This is a genomic window from uncultured Tessaracoccus sp., from assembly GCF_947255005.1.
Lineage (GTDB): Bacteria > Actinomycetota > Actinomycetes > Propionibacteriales > Propionibacteriaceae > Arachnia.
The window spans coordinates 13,445-30,925 of record NZ_CAMYFI010000006.1 but is presented as its reverse complement, the minus strand read 5'-3'; the positions used below and the strand labels follow the sequence as shown (position 1 = coordinate 30,925).

Sequence of the window (17,481 nt, the reverse complement as noted above, 5' to 3'; positions counted from 1 at the left end):
TTACCTCAGCCGTGTCGGTGACGCTTGACTGGTGAGTCGGGACATGTTTGACACCATGAACAGTCCCAACCGCAACCTCGCCATCGTCACAGCTGTCAGAGACCAAGGCGGCACACCCACCAACGTCGCCAAGCGCTTTGGCATCTCACGCCAACGCGTCCACCAGATCCTCAACGCCTACGACGCAGGCGGCGCCGAGGCAATCGCACCGAAATCGCGTGCCCCTCACACCCACCCACACGCGCTACCGGACGCGTTACGCAACGAAATCATCGACATCCGCAAACAGCTCACCCGGCACGGACTTGACGCAGGACCCGAAACCATCACCTACCACCTCGAACAGGCCGGCAAACGTGCCCCGTCAACTTCGACGATCCGTCGCATCCTCACCAACGAAGGCTTGATCACCCCGCAGCCGCAAAAGAAGCCAAAAAGCTCCTACATCCGCTTCGAGGCCGCAATACCCAACGAATGCTGGCAAGCCGACATCACCCACCTCTTCCTTGCCGACAACACACGCGTTGAAGTCCTCGACTTCCTCGATGACCACTCGCGATACCTGTTGTCAATCACCGCGGCCGCCGCATTCACAGGCCCCGCCGTCGCCGCCGAACTCACACGTTTAATCCACACATACGGCCCACCAGCATCCACGCTGACGGACAACGGACTGGTGTTCACCGCACGCCTAGCCGGGCGCAAAGGTGGGAGAAACGCGTTCGAAAAAGTGCTCGTCGCACACAAAATCCAACAGAAAAACGGCCGGCCGGGCCACCCCCAAACCCAAGGAAAAATTGAGCGGTTCCACCAAACCCTCAAAAAATGGATCAAAGCCCGACCCCCAGCACAAACCATTGATGAGCTGCAACAACTCCTCAATGAGTTTCGCCAAAACTACAACTGCACCCGACCCCACCGCGCCCTGGGCAGACGCACCCCACAGCAGGCATACACCACCGGAGTCAAAGCCACGCCCAACGACAACCCCAAAAAAGAATGGCGAACCCGAAACGACACAGTCGACAAAAACGGCAAAGTCAGCGTGCGCTACGCCGGCAAACTTTTCCACCTCGGCATCGGACGCGCCTACAAACACAAGAAAATCCTCATGGTCATCACCGACAACCACATCACCACATCACTGGTTGAAACCGGAGAAGTTCTCACCGAGCACTACATCGACACCGCCCGCGACTACCAAAAGGCCTACTGGAAACACGGCGACCCACCATTTCACCCCAAATGAACAAAACCGGCACCCCAGAACAAAAACAACTGGGATGCCGATCCGTCCAGCATGTCGCGACTCATGCGTCAAGCATGACGCGACTCATGACATACGTGGAGCTAAGGGGATTCGAACCCCTGACCTTCTCATTGCGAACGAGACGCGCTACCAACTGCGCCATAGCCCCAGGCGAGGAGCTAATTTACCACGCGCTCACGTGGCGGACCAACCGGGGTGGGTCAGCACTCGATGACGTTGACGGCCAGGCCGCCTTCGGAGGTTTCTTTGTACTTGCTGAGCATGTCTCTGCCGGTGTCGCGCATGGTTCGGATTGCGGTGTCGAGTGACACCTGGTGGCGCCCGTCGCTCCACATTGCCATGCGCGCCGCATTGATGGCCTTCACTGCGGCGATGGCGTTGCGCTCGATGCAGGGGATCTGCACCAGGCCGGCAACCGGATCGCAGGTCAGCCCCAGCGAGTGCTCCATCGCGATCTCGGCGGCATTCTCGACCTGCAGCGGGGAGCCACCCAGCGCCTCGGCGAGGCCCGCGGCGGCCATGGCCGACGCCGACCCAACCTCGCCCTGACAACCCACTTCAGCGCCAGCGATCGAGGCGTTCGCCTTGATGATGGAGCCGACGGTGGCAGCGGCCAGCAGGAAACGCCGGATGCCTTCGCGGTCAGCGCCCGGAACGAATCGCTCGTAGTATCGCAAGACGGCGGGGATCACGCCGGCGGCGCCGTTCGTCGGGGCAGTCACAACTCGCTGCCCCGCAGCGTTCTGCTCGTTCACCGCCAGGGCGTACAGGTTCACCCAGTCGATGCCCGCCATCGGGTCATTCGACGACTGCCAGCTCGGCCCGCGTTCCCCGTCGCGGCTCATCAGCTGCTCCTTCAGACGTCGCGCCCGACGGGGCACGTTCAGCCCGCCGGGGAGGATGCCCGTCGCGGACATGCCGGCCTCGATGCACTCGTTCATTGTGCGGTGGATGAGGTCGAGATAGGCGTCGAGCTCGTCGCCGTCGCCGTTGTTGGCGCGGGCCACGTCGGAGATCGAGAGCCCCTCGACCTCGCACAGGCGCAGCAGCGTTCCGGCGTTGTTGTACTGGAACGGCTCGGGAATCGCGTCGGCGGGCTGCGCGTCGAGGCTCACGACGTGTCCGTCGTCGACCTGCTCACTCACGAACCCGCCCCCGGTGGAGAAGTAGGTGCCGTGGGCGAGCTCGTTGCCGGCGGCGTCGTAGGCGTTGAAGACGAGGCCGTTGACGTGGAAGGGGAGGATGGTGCGGGGTTCGAAGATGATGTCGCGCTCAAAGTCGAGCGGCACCTCGGCGCCGCAGATGTTGATATGTCCACGCTCTTCGATCAGGCGCAGACAGTCGGCGACGATGTCCGCGGGCACGGTTTGCGGGTCATAGCCTTGCAGGCCGAGCAGCACAGCGCGGTCGGTCATGTGGCCTCGGCCGGTGGAGCCGAGGCTGCCGCACAAGCGAGCCGTGACCCGCGCCACCGGTAGGCCGTGGAGGCGCTCGGCAAACAACGCGGCGGCACGCATAGGCCCGACAGTGTGCGACGACGACGGCCCGATGCCGATTTTGAACATGTCCGCTACGCGCGTGGCGGACGACAACTGAACGGCGGTGGTCACACGGCTACTGTACCGGCCTAGGCCCCACACCGTGGCGGGATGCGCGGCCTAGCGCGGCTCGGCGGTGGGCAGCGGCAGGCGTGCAGGTACCGAATGGAACGCCCGAAGGTGGTACGACAAGGACTCCTCCTTGTACGAGCGCGCTTCCGCGGCAGTGCCGAGCACGACGGTGTGGTCACCGCCCGGCAGAAACTGGATGCCGTCGCACCGCACGAACGCCGCGATGCCCGCGAGGCGGGGCACCCCGTCGGCCAGTTCCCATTCGACGCCATCGAACCGGTCGTGGTCTGAGGCGAACCGGGCCCCGAGGTCGGCCTGGTCGCCCGCCAAGATATTGAGCCCGAGATGCCCGGCAGCGGCCACGTGGTCGCGCATGGCGCCCCGATTATCGAGCGCGACGATGACCATCGGCGGCGTCAACGACAACGACGAGAACGCCGACACCGTCGTGCCTTGCGGGACACCGTCGACCAGCGCTGTCACTATCGCGACGGGCGCGGGCACGCGCGACATGGCGTCGCGAAAATCCTGCTCGAGCGCAGACAATAATCCTCCTCGGTAGACGCCGGGAATCCTAGCGCCTGCGAGTACAGTGGGGGTCATGATCCATGACGTGGTGGTACTTGGAGCAACGGTGGCAGGCCTCACCGCCGCCCGAACACTCGCGCGCGAAGGGTTCGACGTCGTGGTACTCGACCCGAACCTGGAGCACCGCAGCGCCGCCATCGGACACGGCGTGGCTGCCGCCGGGCACGCGTCCACCGTCGCAGACATGCGCAGCGAATACGGCGACGACGTCACCATCGAGCACATCGCCCGCAACGTCCACGGCACTGGGTTTATCCGGCAGGTCATCGCCGAGGCCGGCGTCGAGGGGCGCGCGCTGGGGTTCGTCGACCGCTCCCTGGGCGACGCGTCGTTCATGCAACTGCGGCAGTTCGCGCAGCTCTTCTCGCGCGCTGGTGCAGACGTCGACGTCGCCGACCGGGCGCTCACCTCGCCGGCGCTCGTGGTGGATCCATTCGAGTACGCGACGGCGCTGCTGCAGCAGTGCTTGGACGCCGGCGCGCAGGTGCTGTACGGCGTTACCACCACGCACATCCGGCGCTCCGAAGGCGTGACCGGCGTGGCATACCGCAACAATCTCGCCTGGGCGCGCGAACCGGGGGCGTTGAAGGCCGTCGCGTGCGTGGACACCCTCGGCGTCTCCCCGTGGGGGCGAGTGGCGCGCGTGAGCCCGGCCCAATGGATTCCGACGGTGACCGCGCGGCTGGCGGAACCCGTCGGGTGGGTGGAGCTGCGCGCCGACGGGCCAGCGTGGTTGATCCGCCCCGACGAGGACACGCAACTGGTGGTGGGTCGGAAGTCGACGCCGAGCGGTATCGACGCGGCCAGGGCAGAGCTGGAGGACGATCTGGCTAGCCAAGGCGCAGAAATCGTGGCCAGTGGCCAGCTCGCGATCGACCCCTCCGACCACGGCCGTCCCGTCGTCGGGGCCTCCGCGATTCCCGGAGGCTACTACGCGCGCGGCAACGGTCGCGGCGAGCTAATGAACGGCACAGCCTCGGGGCTGTGGCTTGCGGAGACGCTGATCGGTGTGCGACGCGACGGGCGCGCGCTCCCGCTGACCCGCCGCGTGCGCGCGGGTGTGAAAAGCTGGGTGCTCAGCCGCCTGTGAGGGGCTCGGGTGTGGTTTCGATACGCGCCCTTCGGGCGCTACTCAACCACCGGGGTCAAGGCGGCCCGCTCCCCGGTCATCGAGTAGCGGCGAAGCCGCGTATCGAGATGCGCCGACTGAAAAACTTCAAAATCCGTACGCAGATGAGATGAAGGACCCGATTTTGGGGTGTTTGGTCAAACTGCGTACGGATTTTGAAGTTCGACGACGGTTGATCACTTGTAAAACCCATGGAAGGATCGATACGCCGCATACAGCCGCTACTCAACCACCCGGGCTCGCTAGATCCAGGTGCCTAGCCACATGCGCATGAGCCACTCGGGGCGCGTCAGCAATTGGTTTGTGAGCACGGGGTAGATGAACGCGAAGTTCAAGATGATGAGCCCGACGATGATGCCGACGATGATCGCGCGTCGCCGTCTCAGGGGATGGTCCGCGGGGCCGAGGAAGCGCGCGAGCACCATCGCGAGAATCGTCACCGTGAACGGAATAATCATGATGGCGTAGAAGAAGAACAGCGGCCGGTCGGCGTAGCGGAACCACGGCAGCCACGTCGACGCGAGCGCCAGGATCGGCACGGCAAAGCGCCAGTCGCGCCGCCCGAGCCACAACCACAACGCAATGACCAACGCAATCGCAGCCGCCCACCAGAGCAGGGGAGTGCCCAGCGCAGACACCACGCGCAGGCAGGTGGTATCGACGGCGGTGCACCCCTGCTCGCCAGGCTTGATGTCGTTCTCGGCGGCGATCCCCGTCGTGCGAATCATGAACAGCCAACCCGCCGGATGTGCCTCATAGGTGTGCGTGGCGTTCTGCATCATGTGGGAGCCGGTGTGAAAGTTGTACATCTCCTTGTGGTAGTGCCACAGCGAGCCGAGGCCGTCGCCAAAGATGCGCACCGCCGTATCGTCTGGATGTTGGGTGCCGTAGTCGCGGCCCCATCCGCCGTCGGTGCGAAGCCAGGGAATCCACGTCGCGAGGTACGCCCCGAGCCCCACGACTACGATCTGGACGAACGCGAGCGGGGCGTCGATCAGCAGCGCCATCCAGGGGCGCCTCGCGCCGGCGAGGTGGCGCGCGCCGACGTCCCAGCAGACGGTGACGATGCCGAACACCGCCATCACGAACATCGAGTTCCACTTCACCGCAATCGACGCGCCCAGCATGAGCCCGGCGACGAGCCGCCACGGCCGCCACCAGAACCACGGCGCCGGCCCGCCGTCGAAATCGGGAAGGCCGCGCTCACGCAGCACGCTGGCGAGTTTGTAGCGGTACCAGTCGCGGTCGGCGAGCAGCGCCGAAATGCCAGCGACGGCGAACATGGCCTGGAAAATATCGAGCAGCGCGAGGCGACTCAGCACAAACGCGAGCCCGTCGAACGTGAGCAAGATGCCCGCGAGCGCGCCGATCATCGTCGAGCGTGACAGACGGCGCGCCATGCGGATGGTGAACATCACCAGCAACGTGCCGGCGAGGAGCGCCGAGATGCGCCAGCCGAAGGAATCCAGACCGAAGAGCAGCTCGCCAAGCCCGATAAGCTCCTTGCCCAGTGGGGGATGGACGACGAACGACGCGTTATTGGTGACCTGATCGATGTTGCCCGCGACGATGTGACCGTCGGCGTGCTCCTTCCAATCCAGCTCGTAGCCGTGATGCATGAGCGTCCAGCCGTCTTTGGCGTAGTACGTCTCATCGAACGCCAGCTTGTTGGGGTTCCCGAGCCCGACGAGCCGCAGCACGAACGCGAACAGCGTGATGCCAATCGTCACGAACCACGACGTGAGTTCGTCGCGGCGCAGGCGACCCTCTTCAAGCGCATCGATGGTGGATATCACGCAGCTGAGTGTAACCAGTCGCGTGAACAGTGGGCGGCTCCCGCCCGGCTGTCGGCGATAGGCTGGGCGTATGTCCGACGGTGTTTTGATCCTGGCGGCCACCCCCATCGGGTCGAGCCGGGACGCCAGCGACGCGTTGCGGGAGCTACTCACGAATGCCGACGTCGTCGCGGCCGAGGACACACGTCGCGCGGTCACACTGCTGCGCCGGCTGGGCATCACCGCGAACGGGCGCATCGTGTCGTATTTCGAGGGCAACGAATCGCAGCGCACGCCGGAACTCGTCGACGCAGCCCGCGCCGGCGCGACCGTCGCGCTCATCACCGACGCCGGCATGCCGTCGGTATCCGACCCCGGCTATCGCGTCGTTACCGCGTTTCTCGAAGCCGGACTGCGCGTGACCGCCCTACCCGGCCCTTCCGCGGTGCTCACCGCGCTCGCTGTCTCAGGGCTGCCCGTCGACCGCTTCTGCTTCGAGGGGTTCCTGCCGCGCAAAGCCGGAGAGCGGCGTCGACGGCTCGACGCGCTTGCCACCGAAGAGCGCACCATGGTGCTGTTCGAAGCGCCCCACCGGCTGGAGGAATTTCTCGCCGACGCCGTCGCGGCGCTGGGCGGTGACCGCCGCGTCGCGTGTTGCCGCGAGCTCACGAAACCCCACGAGGAGGTATTTCGCGGCACCCTCGACGAGGCCCTGCGCTGGGCGCGCGACGGCGTGCGGGGCGAATGCACCGTGGTGATTGAAGGGGCTAGCGTCGTCGAGATGGAGCCGGAGGATGCGCTCAGCCTGGTTCGCGCCCGGATAGATTCGGGTATGAAACTCTCGGCGGCCGTGGCTGAGGTGGCATCGATCACCGGAAGCCGCCGCAAGGACCTCTACGCCGCAGCCGTCGCCGAGAAGGAAGGACGATCATGAACGTGCTGGAAGAGTTGGGTTTGCCGGCCCTGCCAGAACCGCTGCCGCGAGGCATCGTCGACAACCACACCCACACCTCCACCACCTGGCACATGTCGAAACTAAAGCCGGGTGAGTCGCTCGCGCTGGCCGCCCAGGTGAACGTGACGCACATCGTCGACGTCGGCTACGACGTGGCCAGCTCCCGTCATGCCCTCGAGCTGGCCGCAGCACAGCCTTGTGTGGCGGCCGCCGTCGCGCTGCATCCGAACGATGCCGCGGTCATCGCCACGCGCGATGGTGATGAGCCGTTCGAGGCGACTCTCGCGGAGATCGAGCGCATGGTGCCCGATGCCACTGCCGTCGGTGAAACCGGGCTCGACTACTACCGAACCCGCGATGACGACGGCAAACGTGCGCAGGAGCGCTCGTTTCGTCGGCACATTCAGTGGGCCAAGCAGCACAACAAGACGCTGGTTATCCACGACCGCGAGGCCCACGACGACATCCTCCGGGTGTTCGACGACGAAGGCGCCCCCGAGCGCACCGTCATGCACTGCTTCTCCGGGGACGCCGATTTCGCGACCGCCTGCGTGGAGCACGGGTTCTGGCTGTCGTACCCGGGCGTGGTGACCTTCGGATCCGCACCGAACCTTCGTGAAGCCGCCCACGTGACGCCGCTGGAGAAGATCCTCGTCGAAACCGACGCCCCCTACCTCACGCCGAAGCCGGAGCGCGGCAAACCCAACGCGCCCTACCTCATTCCGCACACCGTGCGCTTCCTGGCAGACCTCCTCGACATCGACCTCACCGAGTTCTGCACGCAGGTGACTGAGAACACCTGGGCCGCCTACGGCGGCCGCTGGGGCGACGATGACTGACACGGGGTTGCTGGGCCCGGCGACTATCCGCGCACTCGCCGACGAATTGGATCTTCGCCCGACGAAACAGCGCGGCCAAAACTTCGTCCACGATCCCAACACCGTGCGGCGCATCGTCGCGATGTCCGGCATCGCTGCCGCAGACCAGGTGCTCGAGATCGGCCCTGGCCTCGGTTCCCTCACGCTCGGGCTGCTGGAGACCGGGGCGAGCGTCACCGCCGTCGAGATCGAGGACACGCTTGCCGCACGCTTGCCGCAAACCGCTCGCGAGCGTCTCGGCGACGAGGCCGCCACCCGGTTGGCGGTGGTCCACGCCGACGCACTGGAAATCGACGAGTTGCCCGGGCGTGCGCCGACCGCCGTCGTTGCGAATCTGCCGTACAACGTGTCGGTACCCGTGCTGCTGCGGTTGCTGGAGCTGTTTCCAGGGTGGAGCCGCGGGCTCGTGATGGTGCAGCTGGAGGTGGCCGACCGCCTCGTTGCTGGCCCCGGCTCGAAGGTGTACGGGGTCCCGTCGGCCAAGGTGGCGTGGTATGCCGACGCGCAGCGAGTAGGCACCGTCGGACCAGCCGTGTTCTGGCCGCGGCCGAACGTCGACTCCGGACTCGTGCAGCTCACTCGCCGCGAGCCCCCGGAAGGCTCGCGCTCCGCCACCTTCGCGGTGATCGATGCAGCTTTTGCGCAGCGTCGAAAGATGCTTCGCGCCGCGCTGGCACCATTGTTTGGTTCGTCGTCGGCGGCGAGCGCGGCCATCGAATCCGCGGGGATCACTCCCGAAGCGCGAGGCGAGACGCTCACCGTCGGCCAGTTCGCGGCCATCGCCCAGCAGTTACCGACATCTGCTGCGGGCACCCCGCATGACACGCAGAACCGCTAGATTGGCGACATGTCGACGGTTCGGGTTCGGGTGCCTGGCAAGGTCAACCTCGCGCTGCGCGTGGGCGAGACTGATGCTGAGGGCTACCACCTGCTCGGCACCATCTTCCAGGCCGTGTCGCTGAACGACCTCATCACCGTCGAACGCGCCGAACCAGGACAGTTCCGCCTGTCCTTCCACGGCGAGGGCGCCGGCTTCCTTCCCGTCGATGACACCAACCTCGCGATGCGCGCCGCCAAGCTGGTGGCGAGCCACTTCGGCATAGACGATGCAGGCGCGGCCATCAGTATCCGCAAGCGCATTCCCGTGGCGGGAGGCATGGCGGGCGGTTCCGCAGACGCGGCCGGCACACTCCTCGCGTGCAGCGAACTGTGGGGCGTGCACGCTCCTCGTGATGTGCTCCGGCAGCTCGGTGCGCAGTTGGGTTCCGACGTGCCGTTCCTACTCATGGGCGGCACCGCGCACGGCAGCGGCAGGGGCGAGATACTGGAACCCATCGCGACGACGGGCGCGTTCCACTGGGTGTTTGCGCTGTCGCACAGCGGGCTGTCTACCCCGGCAGTGTTCAAAGAGTTCGACCGCATCTCACAGCCGCAACCCACCGACATCCCGACGCAGTTGCTCGAAGCACTGCACGCCGGCGACGCGCACGCCGTCGGTGCCCACCTCACGAACGACCTCCAGCGTGCCGCCATCAACCTCCAGCCGACGCTGCAGCACACGCTCCAGCTCGGGCTCGAACACGGTGCACTCGGTGCAGTGGTGTCCGGCTCCGGCCCCACCTGCGCGTTTCTGACCACCTCTGAACGTGACGCCGAGGCACTCAGCAAGCAGCTCGCACTGTTTTCGGGTGTGCGCACGGTGCGGGTGTCGACGGGCCCCGTCGCTGGAGCCCAAGTGGTGCACGACTAGTCGTCAGTCGTTGGCTTGACGCTGTTCCTCGATGAGCTCGACCAGCAGGTGCGGATCTGGCTTCAGATTGGCCATCCCATTCCAGGCGAGGTTCACCAGATGCCGCGCGACGACCGTCTTCTCCGGTTCGCGGTGATCGAGCCACCGATGCCCGGTTTGTGCGACGAGCCCCACCAGCGCCTGCGCGTACAGGCCCGCAAACCTGGGGTCATGCCCGAGACGCTCGAACTGCCTGCCGAGGATGTCTTCCACCTGTGACGCGATGTCCGACAGGATCGACGCGAACGAGCCCGTGGGTTCGGTCAGCGACGAATCCCGTGCCAGGATGCGAAACCCGTCGGGGCACTCGTCGATGTAATCGAGCAACGCGAGGGCACCGCGCTCGAGCAGCTCGCGTGAACGTGCACCGGGCGTGGTGATGGCCTCATGGATGGCGTCATGGAGGGCGCGCGTCTCTCTGTCGACGACGACGGCATAGATGCCTTCCTTGCCCCCAAAGTGCTCGTACACCACGGGTTTTGAGACCCCGGCCGAGGCGGCAATTTCTTCCACCGACGTTCCCTCGAACCCGCGGTTGGCAAACAATTCTCGCGACACCCGGATGAGCTGCTCGCGGCGCTCGGCTGCGGTCATCCGAACTCGCGGACGACGGGCGCGTGGGCGCTGCGTAGTGGTTGCCATGCACCCCATCTTGACCCATCAGACGAGAAATTGCACTCACCCCGCCACGAGCCAGCAGTTCTCGGCGTGGTCGTCGACGACCCCGACGGCCTGCATCAAGGCGTACATGGTGACCGGTCCGACGAACACGAAACCGAGCTGCTTCAGGCGTTTCGCCAGTGCGATCGACTCGACCGATTGCCCAGGCGCTTCCGCTGGCGTGGGTGGCCGACGATGCTCAGCCGGGCGGTGCTCTTCGAGCAGGCTCATGAGCGACCCACCCGCGGCATGCAACTCGACGAGCGTCCCGGCGTTGCGGATAGCTGCGCGAATCTTTCGCTCATTGCGAATGATGGCGGCATCGCTCATCAGACGCGCGATGTCGGCTTGCGTGTATCCAGCGACCACATCGGGTGCAAACTCGTGAAACGCCCGCCGGAATGCTGCGCGTTTGCGCAGCACCGTGAGCCAGCTCAACCCCGACTGGAAGCCTTCCAGGGCGAGCCTCTCGAAGAGCTCGCGTTCATCGGGGCTCAGCGCGAGCGGGCGGCCCCACTCCTCGTCGTGGTAGCGCTCGTAGAGCGCGTCCCCTGTTCCGAAGCATCTGATTGTCACCTTCTGTCTCCTTCCTCATCTTCACTATGGCTGCGAGCACTGCTGGATTCCCATCCGGAAAGCAATCTGTGGAAAACTCGGGCGCCCGAGCAAAAACTGCAAAACTCGCCAACAGATGCTCCAAACCGCCGCTTTTTGGGGTGTGAGCGAGCACTGTTGGCGAGTTTTGCAGTTGAGCACGCGCAGCCTCTCATGCGACGTCCAACGCGCCGGCTCGCCGGAGAAGTGGTCAGTATGGCCAGGCTGCAATACACTGCTGTGAGCCCCTTCGAGGGGCGATACCCCGGTTGGTCTTTCGGCAGGGCCCGCCTGACTTTGAATCAGGATTAGCGAAGTGGGTTCGACTCCCACCCGGGGTGCCAGTCCGCGACGATGAGTTTCGGCGCGGTTGCTCGACTGGGTGAACGCCAGCTCGACTAGATACACACCAGGCTGCGTTGTTAGCCCCAAATCGTCTGTTCTGGGCTTCTGGTGTGTATCTAGTCGAGGAAGGCGCTGCAGTTAGCGGGTCAACGGCTCAGAAGCGGACCGAGTTCCCTGCCTGACTGAGATTTCGATCTTCGTATTCCGCACGTCTGGGGCTAGTCGTACTTCGGTGTCGGCCTCACTGACGATGCCAGCGGAATCCATCGCCTCATGTTGTTTTGCGAGTAATTCGTCCGCATTCTTGAAATCCTGTGATATTCCGGGTCGAACCGTCGGAGTAAAGCAGGCCCAAACGACGGGGCGTTGATCACCACCGAGCACAACATGCAGAGCGCACGTAGGGGTTGTGGTTTGCACCGCTACGGTGTGTCCGTCGAATACTATCTCGTTGATGGAACCCTGCGGAGCGACGTCTGCGGCGACGTCCAGCGCCAGCTGCCAGCGCTCAAGACTGGTGAGTGCCGAGATGTCCGGCACCGGGTGCCCATTCCACCAAGTCTGCGATGCTGGGGCAGGGGGGACCTGACCGGCGCAATACACGGTCAGCACGGAGGCTGTAGCAGATAAGATATCCGCTTGGCTCCACGTAGCTTCCTCGCGGCCACAGCTTTCTTGGATCCGCTGCAGTTCTGCCGCGAGAATGTCACCGTCCAGATCCTTCCAAGCAACCGAGGGCCCGCGGTGCTCGACCGGGAAGGGATCCACACTGGTGTTATTGAGGTTCCACGCCTGCTGTCCCTCTGGCCCATCGGTGACGGCAGAGACCTTGTCTGGTTTCACCACTATCTGGCTGAGTGCAGTGGTGTGTCTGGAGACTTCGTCGAGGAGCATGGGTAAGGACGGTGGTTCGGACGCTGGCGAAGAACTCTTAGGCGAAGAGCTTCCACTACAAGCCACGGTAGTGACCATGAGGAGAGCAGCCACCACTACTGTGGGCATACGGTGTGCGGTCATTGATCCAGCATCCTCTCCAGTTTGCTTGCTTCCTCAGCCTATAGCACGTCTTGAGAGCACCACTCCTCCACTTGTTTTGCAGAAATCAAGGACCGGGTAGTGCCTGGGTACTGGAAAGGCTGCCTGAGCAGCGGTACGGGGCACCTCGGCAAGGCTGTACCTACACGCCAGCTTGACTAGCTACACACCAGGCTGCGTTGTTAGCCCCAAATCGTCTGTTCTGGGCTTCTGGTGTGTATCTAGTCGAGGAAGGGGTGGTCGAGGTAAGTCGCTGATCTAAGACACAGGGACGCAATGCGCAGTAGAGTGAGTAGCGCACGCCGGAGTTAGGAGCGCTCTTGACTGATCTCGCACCAGTATCCGCAGTCGTTGTCCTCGCTGCAGGTGGCGGCACCAGGATGAAATCGAAGAAATCTAAGGTGCTGCACGAAGTAGCCGGCAAAACCATGCTCAGCTTCGCAGTCTCCGCTGCCGCTGCGCTCGACCCGGAGCACCTCGTCGTCGTGGTGGGCAACAAGCGCGAGCAGGTCGTCGAAGAACTCGGACGCCTCAATGAGTCGGTCACCTCGCAAGTCCAAGACGAACAGCGCGGCACCGGTCACGCGGTCCAATGCGGACTGGCCGGCCTAGAGCACATCCAAGGCGATGTCGTCGTCACCTACGCTGACGTCCCGATGCTCACGGGCGACACCCTCCGCCAGCTCGTGGCCGTACACCGCTCCCACAGTAACGCCGTCACGGTGATGACCGCCAACGTCGACGACCCCACCGGCTACGGGCGCATCCTCCGCGACGGCGACCGCGTGCGCGGCATCGTCGAGCACAAGGACGCGACGGAAGAGCAGCGCGCCATCACCGAAATCAACTCCGGCATCTACGTCTTCGACGCCGAGACGCTGCGAGCCGGCCTCGCCAACCTCAACTCCGACAACGCCCAGGGCGAGCTTTACCTCACCGACGTGCTCACTCACGCCAACGGCACTGGCCAGCAAGTGGGGGCATACGTTACAGAAGACCTGTGGCAGGTTGAAGGCGTCAACGACCGCGTCCAGCTCGCCCGCATGAACGCTGAAATGAACCGCCGCATCCTCGACGAGTGGATGCGCCAGGGCGTCACCATCATCGATCCCACCTCCACCTGGGTTGACGTCGACGTCGACCTTGCCCAAGACGTCGTGCTCCACCCGGGCACCATCTTGCAGGGCGCAACTACCATCGGCGAGGGAGCCATCATCGGCCCCAGCACCACGCTCATGGACGTCGAGGTTGGCGCGAATGCCGAAGTCATCCGCACGCACGGCTCGTTCGCGGTCATCGGTGAGGGGGCCACCGTCGGCCCGTTCAGCTACCTCCGCCCCGGCACCATTCTGGGTGCCGACGGCAAGATCGGCGCGTTCGTCGAAACGAAGAACGCCAAGATCGCCCCGACGGCGAAGGTGCCGCACCTCACCTACTGCGGCGACGCGATCATCGACGAGGGTGTCAACATTGGCGCCGGCACCATCTTCGCCAACTACGACGGCGAGAAGAAGTACACCACCCACGTCGGCAAGGACGCCTTCGTCGGCTCCAACTCGGTACTCGTCGCACCCGTCGACATCGCCCCCGGCGCCTTCGTCGCCGCAGGATCGGCGGTCACCGACGATGTCCCCGCCGGCGCGCTTGCCGTCGCTCGTGGGCACCAACACAATGCTGAGGGCTGGGCCGCGAAGCGCCGACCCGGCTCGAAGTGGGATCAGGCCGCGGCCACCCACGACGGATCCATCAACCCCAAGGTCGCCGAGTCACGGGAGCACTGAGAATATTGAGCACGGAATTCGCCTCGAACCAGAAGCACCTGATGCTGTTTTCTGGTCGCGCCTACCCTGAGCTTGCCGAAGAAGTGGCCACCCTGATGGATCAGGCGCTGGTGCCGACGCGCGCCATCGCCTACGCCAACTCCGAGATCTACGTTCGCTTCCAGGAATCCGTGCGCGGTAGCGACGCGTTCGTCATCCAGTCGCACACCGCACCGGTAAACGAGTGGCTGATGGAACAGCTCATCATGGTGGACGCGCTGAAACGCGCTTCCGCTAAACGCATCACCGTCGTCGCGCCGTTCTATCCCTACGCCCGCCAGGACAAGAAACACCTTGGCCGCGAACCCATCTCCGCACGCCTCGTGGCTGACCTCTTCAAGGCTGCCGGCGCCGACCGCATCATGTCCGTCGACCTCCACGCCGCACAGATCCAGGGATTCTTCGACGGCCCCGTCGATCACCTCTGGGGCCTGCCCGTGCTGGCCGAGTACGTCCAGAAGAAATACTCCGACGAGAATCTCGCCGTCGTCTCTCCCGACGCCGGCCGCGTTCGGTTGGCGGATATGTGGACCGACAAGCTGGGCGCCCCACTCGCAATCATCCACAAGCGCCGCGACCCGAACAAGGCCAACACAGTGGCCGTGCACGAGGTGGTCGGCGAGGTAGAGGGCCGCACGTGCCTGCTCGTCGACGACATGATCGACACCGCCGGCACCATCGTGCAGGCTGCCGAGGCGCTCAAACAGCGCGGCGCGAAGCGGGTCATCGCAGCGGCCACGCACCCCATCTTCTCCGGCCCTGCCGTCGAGCGTCTCAACGGTTCAGGCATGGAGGAGATCATCGTCACGAACACCCTCCCCACGAACGCCCACGACGAGATCAAGAACCTGACCGTGCTCTCGATCGCCCCGCTGCTGGCCAAGGCCATCCGCGAGGTGTTCCTCGACGGATCGGTGACGTCATTGTTCGACGGGCAGGCGTGAACCAACCGGCGGTCGTAGCGTTTGGCAGGAAACTCCTGCTCGTCTTCCTGGGCGGTTGCATCGGTACCGGCCTGCGCCACGGCGTCGGCATGCTCGGCGGCGGGTACGCGTCGACGCTGCTCATCAACGCGCTCGGCGCCTTCCTTCTTGGCTTGTTTGTTGGCTGGCTAGGGCGCCGCTCCGGCCCCCGCGCCGACGCGTACCGCTTGTTCATCGCGACGGGGGCCCTCGGCGCATTCACCACGTATTCGACGTACGCCGTCGCTGTGGTTGCCCGAGACGAACCCTCGGTACGGATGTGGATCGCCGCGCTGCTGCTGTTGCCGATTGGGGTGCTGCTCGCCGGCCTCGGGCTGCGATTGGGGCAGCGTGATGGTTGAATTCCTGCTGGTCATGGCCTCCGGCGGTGTGGGCGCGACGGCGAGGTTCCTCGTCGACTCCTGCTTCGCAGCTTGGAACCGCCGGTTCCCCATCGGCATCCTGGTGGTGAACACGCTGGGCAGCTTCGCGCTGGGGTGGATCGTCGGCTTGGGTGCCGCTCACGTGCTCTCACCGACGGCGGTCGCCGTGCTCGGCGTTGGCTTCTGCGGCGGCTTCACCACCTTCTCGACGGCCGCCGTTGACGCCGCGAAACTCCTTGCCGACCGGCGGGTGGCGACGTTCGTGTGGCAATGGCTGGGCGGCTTCTTGGCGTGCCTTGTTGCGGGTGCCATGGGGTGGCTGATCGGCGTGGCCTAATGCGGTTGCATTGAGGCAGGACAATCCGGTTACAATCCGGAAATTGTGAACTCGTACTGGGGTCTGCTGAAGACGAAGGGCGTCGCGCGCATCGTCGCGTCGCAAATCTTCGCGCGCTTCCCCAGCGGCATGATCTCGCTCGGCCTGCTCATCCACGTGGAGCGGCTGTTTGGCTCGTACGGTGCCGCGGGCCTTGTGCTGGCCGCGACGTCTATTGGCCAGGGTGTTGCTGGGCCGTTCACGAGCCGTCTGATGGGGCGCATTGGAGCCCGCACGGTGCTCGTCTCCACCACCCTCATTTGTGCCGCGTCGCTGCTGGGCATCGCCTTTTTCCCGATGCCGCTGGCGGGCACGATCGCCGTGGGTCTCGTCGCGGGCTTCAGCTTCCCGCCCGTGCAGCCGGCGGTGCGGACGATGTACCCCAAGCTGGTAGACCCGAGCAAGCTCTCGCGGCTGTTCTCTCTCGACGCATCCGCGCAGGAGATCATTTGGGTGCTAGGGCCGATGGTTATCACCCTGATATCGATGCAGATCTCGTCGGTGGTGGGGCTCGTCGTGTGCTCGGCGATGCTCGTCATCGGCGGCGCCTGGTTCATCTCCGCTCCCGAGCTCGGCGAGGTGAAATTCGCGCCGAGCAGCGGCACGTTCGGGGCAGTGTTGCTGCGCGGCCCCGTCGTGCTCGCCACCGTCGTCGGGTTCCTCATGATCGGCTCGACGGCCGCGATCGAGGCTTCCGTCGTGAACCGTTTCGGCGAGGGCGGGCTGCAGGCCGGGCTCATCCTCGCAGGTATGTCGGTGGCCTCGCTCGTCGCGGGCATGATGTTCGGGCACCGCGAGTCGGGAAAGTTCACCCTGTCGTTGTGGATGGGCGCCATGCTCGTCGGTTCGTTGCTGGCAGCCCAGGTGCTCTCGTTCCCGTCCACGTTTGTGGCGATCACCGTGTCTGGGTTGGGCATGGCCCCCGCGCTGGCCATCATGTTCTCGCTGATTTCGTCGACGATCAGCTTCGAGCAGTCCGCCGAGGCCTACGGGTGGGCCAATACCGGGCAGTTGGTGGGTGCGGCCGTCGGGTCCGCTGCCGCTGGCTTCGTGATTGACCACTCCGGCTCCTCGGGAGGGTTCCTCGTCGCCGCGATGCTGGCCCTGCTCGCCGCACTGGCGCCCATCGCGTTCTACAAGGTGCGTGACCACCGACGCGGACGCCTGCGCGGGAAACGTCCTCTGGGCTGACCCCAGCGCTTCCTGGTTGCAGGTGCGATCGCGCATTGGAGCTGGCATCGCACCTAACCCGATATCCACATTCGTTTGCTGATTTGTGGGGCGGTTCTGGCAAACGAATGTGGATATCGGG

General features: G+C 64.9%; 17 protein-coding genes and 2 tRNA genes. 12 read left to right on the top strand and 7 right to left on the bottom strand.

What is annotated here, in order from left to right; translation table 11 throughout:
• Nucleotides 1–55: 55 nt before the first annotated feature.
• Nucleotides 56–1,249: an IS481 family transposase gene (locus Q0X61_RS02510; protein ID WP_297740004.1), complete on the top strand. Its 1,194-nt coding sequence runs from the start codon at nucleotides 56–58 to the stop codon at nucleotides 1,247–1,249.
• Nucleotides 1,250–1,345: 96 nt separating this feature from the next.
• Here Q0X61_RS02510 and Q0X61_RS02505 read toward each other — a convergent pair.
• The 3 genes from Q0X61_RS02505 to Q0X61_RS02495 all read right to left on the bottom strand — a co-directional run bounded on the left by Q0X61_RS02505 (nucleotide 1,346) and on the right by Q0X61_RS02495 (nucleotide 3,483).
• Nucleotides 1,346–1,418, bottom strand: a tRNA-Ala gene (locus tag Q0X61_RS02505).
• Between the two features lie 52 nt (nucleotides 1,419–1,470).
• Nucleotides 1,471–2,862 carry an L-serine ammonia-lyase gene (locus Q0X61_RS02500; protein ID WP_297740076.1) on the bottom strand — a complete coding sequence of 464 codons (1,392 nt, stop codon included), beginning with the start codon at nucleotides 2,860–2,862 and terminating at the stop codon, nucleotides 1,471–1,473.
• A gap of 66 nt (nucleotides 2,863–2,928) precedes the next feature.
• Nucleotides 2,929–3,483 (bottom strand): flavin reductase family protein, encoded by a 555-nt coding sequence (locus tag Q0X61_RS02495; RefSeq protein WP_297740002.1) that lies wholly within the window; start codon nucleotides 3,481–3,483, stop codon nucleotides 2,929–2,931.
• On the opposite strand from Q0X61_RS02495, the gene Q0X61_RS02490 reads away from it, so the two are divergent.
• Complete coding sequence (locus tag Q0X61_RS02490) at nucleotides 3,482–4,558, top strand: FAD-dependent oxidoreductase (protein ID WP_297740000.1); 1,077 nt, start codon at nucleotides 3,482–3,484, stop codon at nucleotides 4,556–4,558. The genes Q0X61_RS02495 and Q0X61_RS02490 overlap by 2 nt on opposite strands.
• A gap of 281 nt (nucleotides 4,559–4,839) precedes the next feature.
• Here Q0X61_RS02490 and Q0X61_RS02485 read toward each other — a convergent pair whose 3' ends face one another.
• Nucleotides 4,840–6,390, bottom strand: coding sequence for a dolichyl-phosphate-mannose--protein mannosyltransferase (locus tag Q0X61_RS02485; protein WP_297740074.1), 1,551 nt, complete (start codon nucleotides 6,388–6,390; stop codon nucleotides 4,840–4,842).
• Nucleotides 6,391–6,463: 73 nt separating this feature from the next.
• Here Q0X61_RS02485 and rsmI point away from each other — a divergent pair, with 73 nt between their 5' ends.
• From rsmI to Q0X61_RS02465, 4 genes are read left to right on the top strand one after another with little or no spacing between them, the layout of a single operon-like run.
• Nucleotides 6,464–7,306: a 16S rRNA (cytidine(1402)-2'-O)-methyltransferase gene (gene rsmI, locus Q0X61_RS02480; RefSeq protein WP_297739998.1), complete on the top strand. Its 843-nt coding sequence runs from the start codon at nucleotides 6,464–6,466 to the stop codon at nucleotides 7,304–7,306.
• Nucleotides 7,303–8,166 carry a TatD family hydrolase gene (locus Q0X61_RS02475; protein WP_297739996.1) on the top strand — a complete coding sequence of 288 codons (864 nt, stop codon included), beginning with the start codon at nucleotides 7,303–7,305 and terminating at the stop codon, nucleotides 8,164–8,166. The genes rsmI and Q0X61_RS02475 overlap by 4 nt, the downstream gene beginning before the upstream one ends.
• Complete coding sequence (rsmA, locus tag Q0X61_RS02470) at nucleotides 8,159–9,043, top strand: 16S rRNA (adenine(1518)-N(6)/adenine(1519)-N(6))-dimethyltransferase RsmA (protein ID WP_297739994.1); 885 nt, start codon at nucleotides 8,159–8,161, stop codon at nucleotides 9,041–9,043. The genes Q0X61_RS02475 and rsmA overlap by 8 nt, the downstream gene beginning before the upstream one ends.
• A gap of 9 nt (nucleotides 9,044–9,052) precedes the next feature.
• Nucleotides 9,053–9,955 carry a 4-(cytidine 5'-diphospho)-2-C-methyl-D-erythritol kinase gene (locus Q0X61_RS02465; protein WP_297739993.1) on the top strand — a complete coding sequence of 301 codons (903 nt, stop codon included), beginning with the start codon at nucleotides 9,053–9,055 and terminating at the stop codon, nucleotides 9,953–9,955.
• A gap of 3 nt (nucleotides 9,956–9,958) precedes the next feature.
• Here Q0X61_RS02465 and Q0X61_RS02460 read toward each other — a convergent pair whose 3' ends face one another.
• On the bottom strand, nucleotides 9,959–10,636 hold the full coding sequence (locus Q0X61_RS02460; protein WP_297739992.1) for a TetR/AcrR family transcriptional regulator: 678 nt from the start codon (nucleotides 10,634–10,636) through the stop codon (nucleotides 9,959–9,961).
• A gap of 36 nt (nucleotides 10,637–10,672) precedes the next feature.
• Nucleotides 10,673–11,230 (bottom strand): DNA-3-methyladenine glycosylase I, encoded by a 558-nt coding sequence (locus Q0X61_RS02455; RefSeq protein WP_297739990.1) that lies wholly within the window; start codon nucleotides 11,228–11,230, stop codon nucleotides 10,673–10,675.
• A 280-nt stretch (nucleotides 11,231–11,510) separates the two neighbouring features.
• Here Q0X61_RS02455 and Q0X61_RS02450 point away from each other — a divergent pair.
• A tRNA-Gln gene (locus Q0X61_RS02450) sits at nucleotides 11,511–11,592 on the top strand.
• 139 nt (nucleotides 11,593–11,731) lie between these two features.
• Here Q0X61_RS02450 and Q0X61_RS02445 read toward each other — a convergent pair.
• Complete coding sequence (locus Q0X61_RS02445; RefSeq protein ID WP_297739988.1) at nucleotides 11,732–12,487, bottom strand: hypothetical protein; 756 nt, start codon at nucleotides 12,485–12,487, stop codon at nucleotides 11,732–11,734.
• 461 nt (nucleotides 12,488–12,948) lie between these two features.
• Between Q0X61_RS02445 and glmU the strand changes: the two genes are divergently transcribed.
• Genes glmU through Q0X61_RS02420 form a run of 5 tightly spaced genes read left to right on the top strand, consistent with a single transcriptional unit; the run spans nucleotide 12,949 to nucleotide 17,360 of the window.
• Nucleotides 12,949–14,409: a bifunctional UDP-N-acetylglucosamine diphosphorylase/glucosamine-1-phosphate N-acetyltransferase GlmU gene (gene glmU / locus Q0X61_RS02440; RefSeq protein ID WP_367270694.1), complete on the top strand. Its 1,461-nt coding sequence runs from the start codon at nucleotides 12,949–12,951 to the stop codon at nucleotides 14,407–14,409.
• 41 nt (nucleotides 14,410–14,450) lie between these two features.
• The gene (locus Q0X61_RS02435) at nucleotides 14,451–15,392 is read left to right on the top strand and encodes a ribose-phosphate diphosphokinase (RefSeq protein WP_297740070.1); all 942 of its coding nucleotides are present in this window, start codon (nucleotides 14,451–14,453) and stop codon (nucleotides 15,390–15,392) included.
• Nucleotides 15,389–15,772: a CrcB family protein gene (locus Q0X61_RS02430; RefSeq protein WP_297739986.1), complete on the top strand. Its 384-nt coding sequence runs from the start codon at nucleotides 15,389–15,391 to the stop codon at nucleotides 15,770–15,772. The genes Q0X61_RS02435 and Q0X61_RS02430 overlap by 4 nt, the downstream gene beginning before the upstream one ends.
• The gene (locus Q0X61_RS02425) at nucleotides 15,765–16,130 is read left to right on the top strand and encodes a CrcB family protein (protein WP_297739984.1); all 366 of its coding nucleotides are present in this window, start codon (nucleotides 15,765–15,767) and stop codon (nucleotides 16,128–16,130) included. Before Q0X61_RS02430 ends, Q0X61_RS02425 begins: the two co-directional genes overlap by 8 nt.
• Before the next feature lie 45 nt (nucleotides 16,131–16,175).
• On the top strand, nucleotides 16,176–17,360 hold the full coding sequence (locus Q0X61_RS02420) for an MFS transporter (protein WP_297739982.1): 1,185 nt from the start codon (nucleotides 16,176–16,178) through the stop codon (nucleotides 17,358–17,360).
• Nucleotides 17,361–17,481 lie beyond the last annotated feature (121 nt).

Excerpts from the sequence above, each read along its gene's own strand:
- Q0X61_RS02510 (WP_297740004.1), top strand. The coding sequence starts at position 56 with ATGAACAGTCCCAACCGCAACCTCGCCATCGTCACAGCTGTCAGAGAC.
- Q0X61_RS02490 (WP_297740000.1), top strand. The coding sequence starts at position 3,482 with ATGATCCATGACGTGGTGGTACTTGGAGCAACGGTGGCAGGCCTCACC.
- Q0X61_RS02495 (WP_297740002.1), bottom strand. The coding sequence starts at position 3,483 with ATGACCCCCACTGTACTCGCAGGCGCTAGGATTCCCGGCGTCTACCGA.
- rsmI (WP_297739998.1), top strand. The coding sequence starts at position 6,464 with ATGTCCGACGGTGTTTTGATCCTGGCGGCCACCCCCATCGGGTCGAGC.
- Q0X61_RS02475 (WP_297739996.1), top strand. The coding sequence starts at position 7,303 with ATGAACGTGCTGGAAGAGTTGGGTTTGCCGGCCCTGCCAGAACCGCTG.
- rsmA (WP_297739994.1), top strand. The coding sequence starts at position 8,159 with ATGACTGACACGGGGTTGCTGGGCCCGGCGACTATCCGCGCACTCGCC.
- Q0X61_RS02465 (WP_297739993.1), top strand. The coding sequence starts at position 9,053 with ATGTCGACGGTTCGGGTTCGGGTGCCTGGCAAGGTCAACCTCGCGCTG.
- Q0X61_RS02460 (WP_297739992.1), bottom strand. The coding sequence starts at position 10,636 with ATGGCAACCACTACGCAGCGCCCACGCGCCCGTCGTCCGCGAGTTCGG.
- Q0X61_RS02445 (WP_297739988.1), bottom strand. The coding sequence starts at position 12,487 with ATGCTCCTCGACGAAGTCTCCAGACACACCACTGCACTCAGCCAGATA.
- Q0X61_RS02435 (WP_297740070.1), top strand. The coding sequence starts at position 14,451 with ATGCTGTTTTCTGGTCGCGCCTACCCTGAGCTTGCCGAAGAAGTGGCC.
- Q0X61_RS02425 (WP_297739984.1), top strand. The coding sequence starts at position 15,765 with ATGGTTGAATTCCTGCTGGTCATGGCCTCCGGCGGTGTGGGCGCGACG.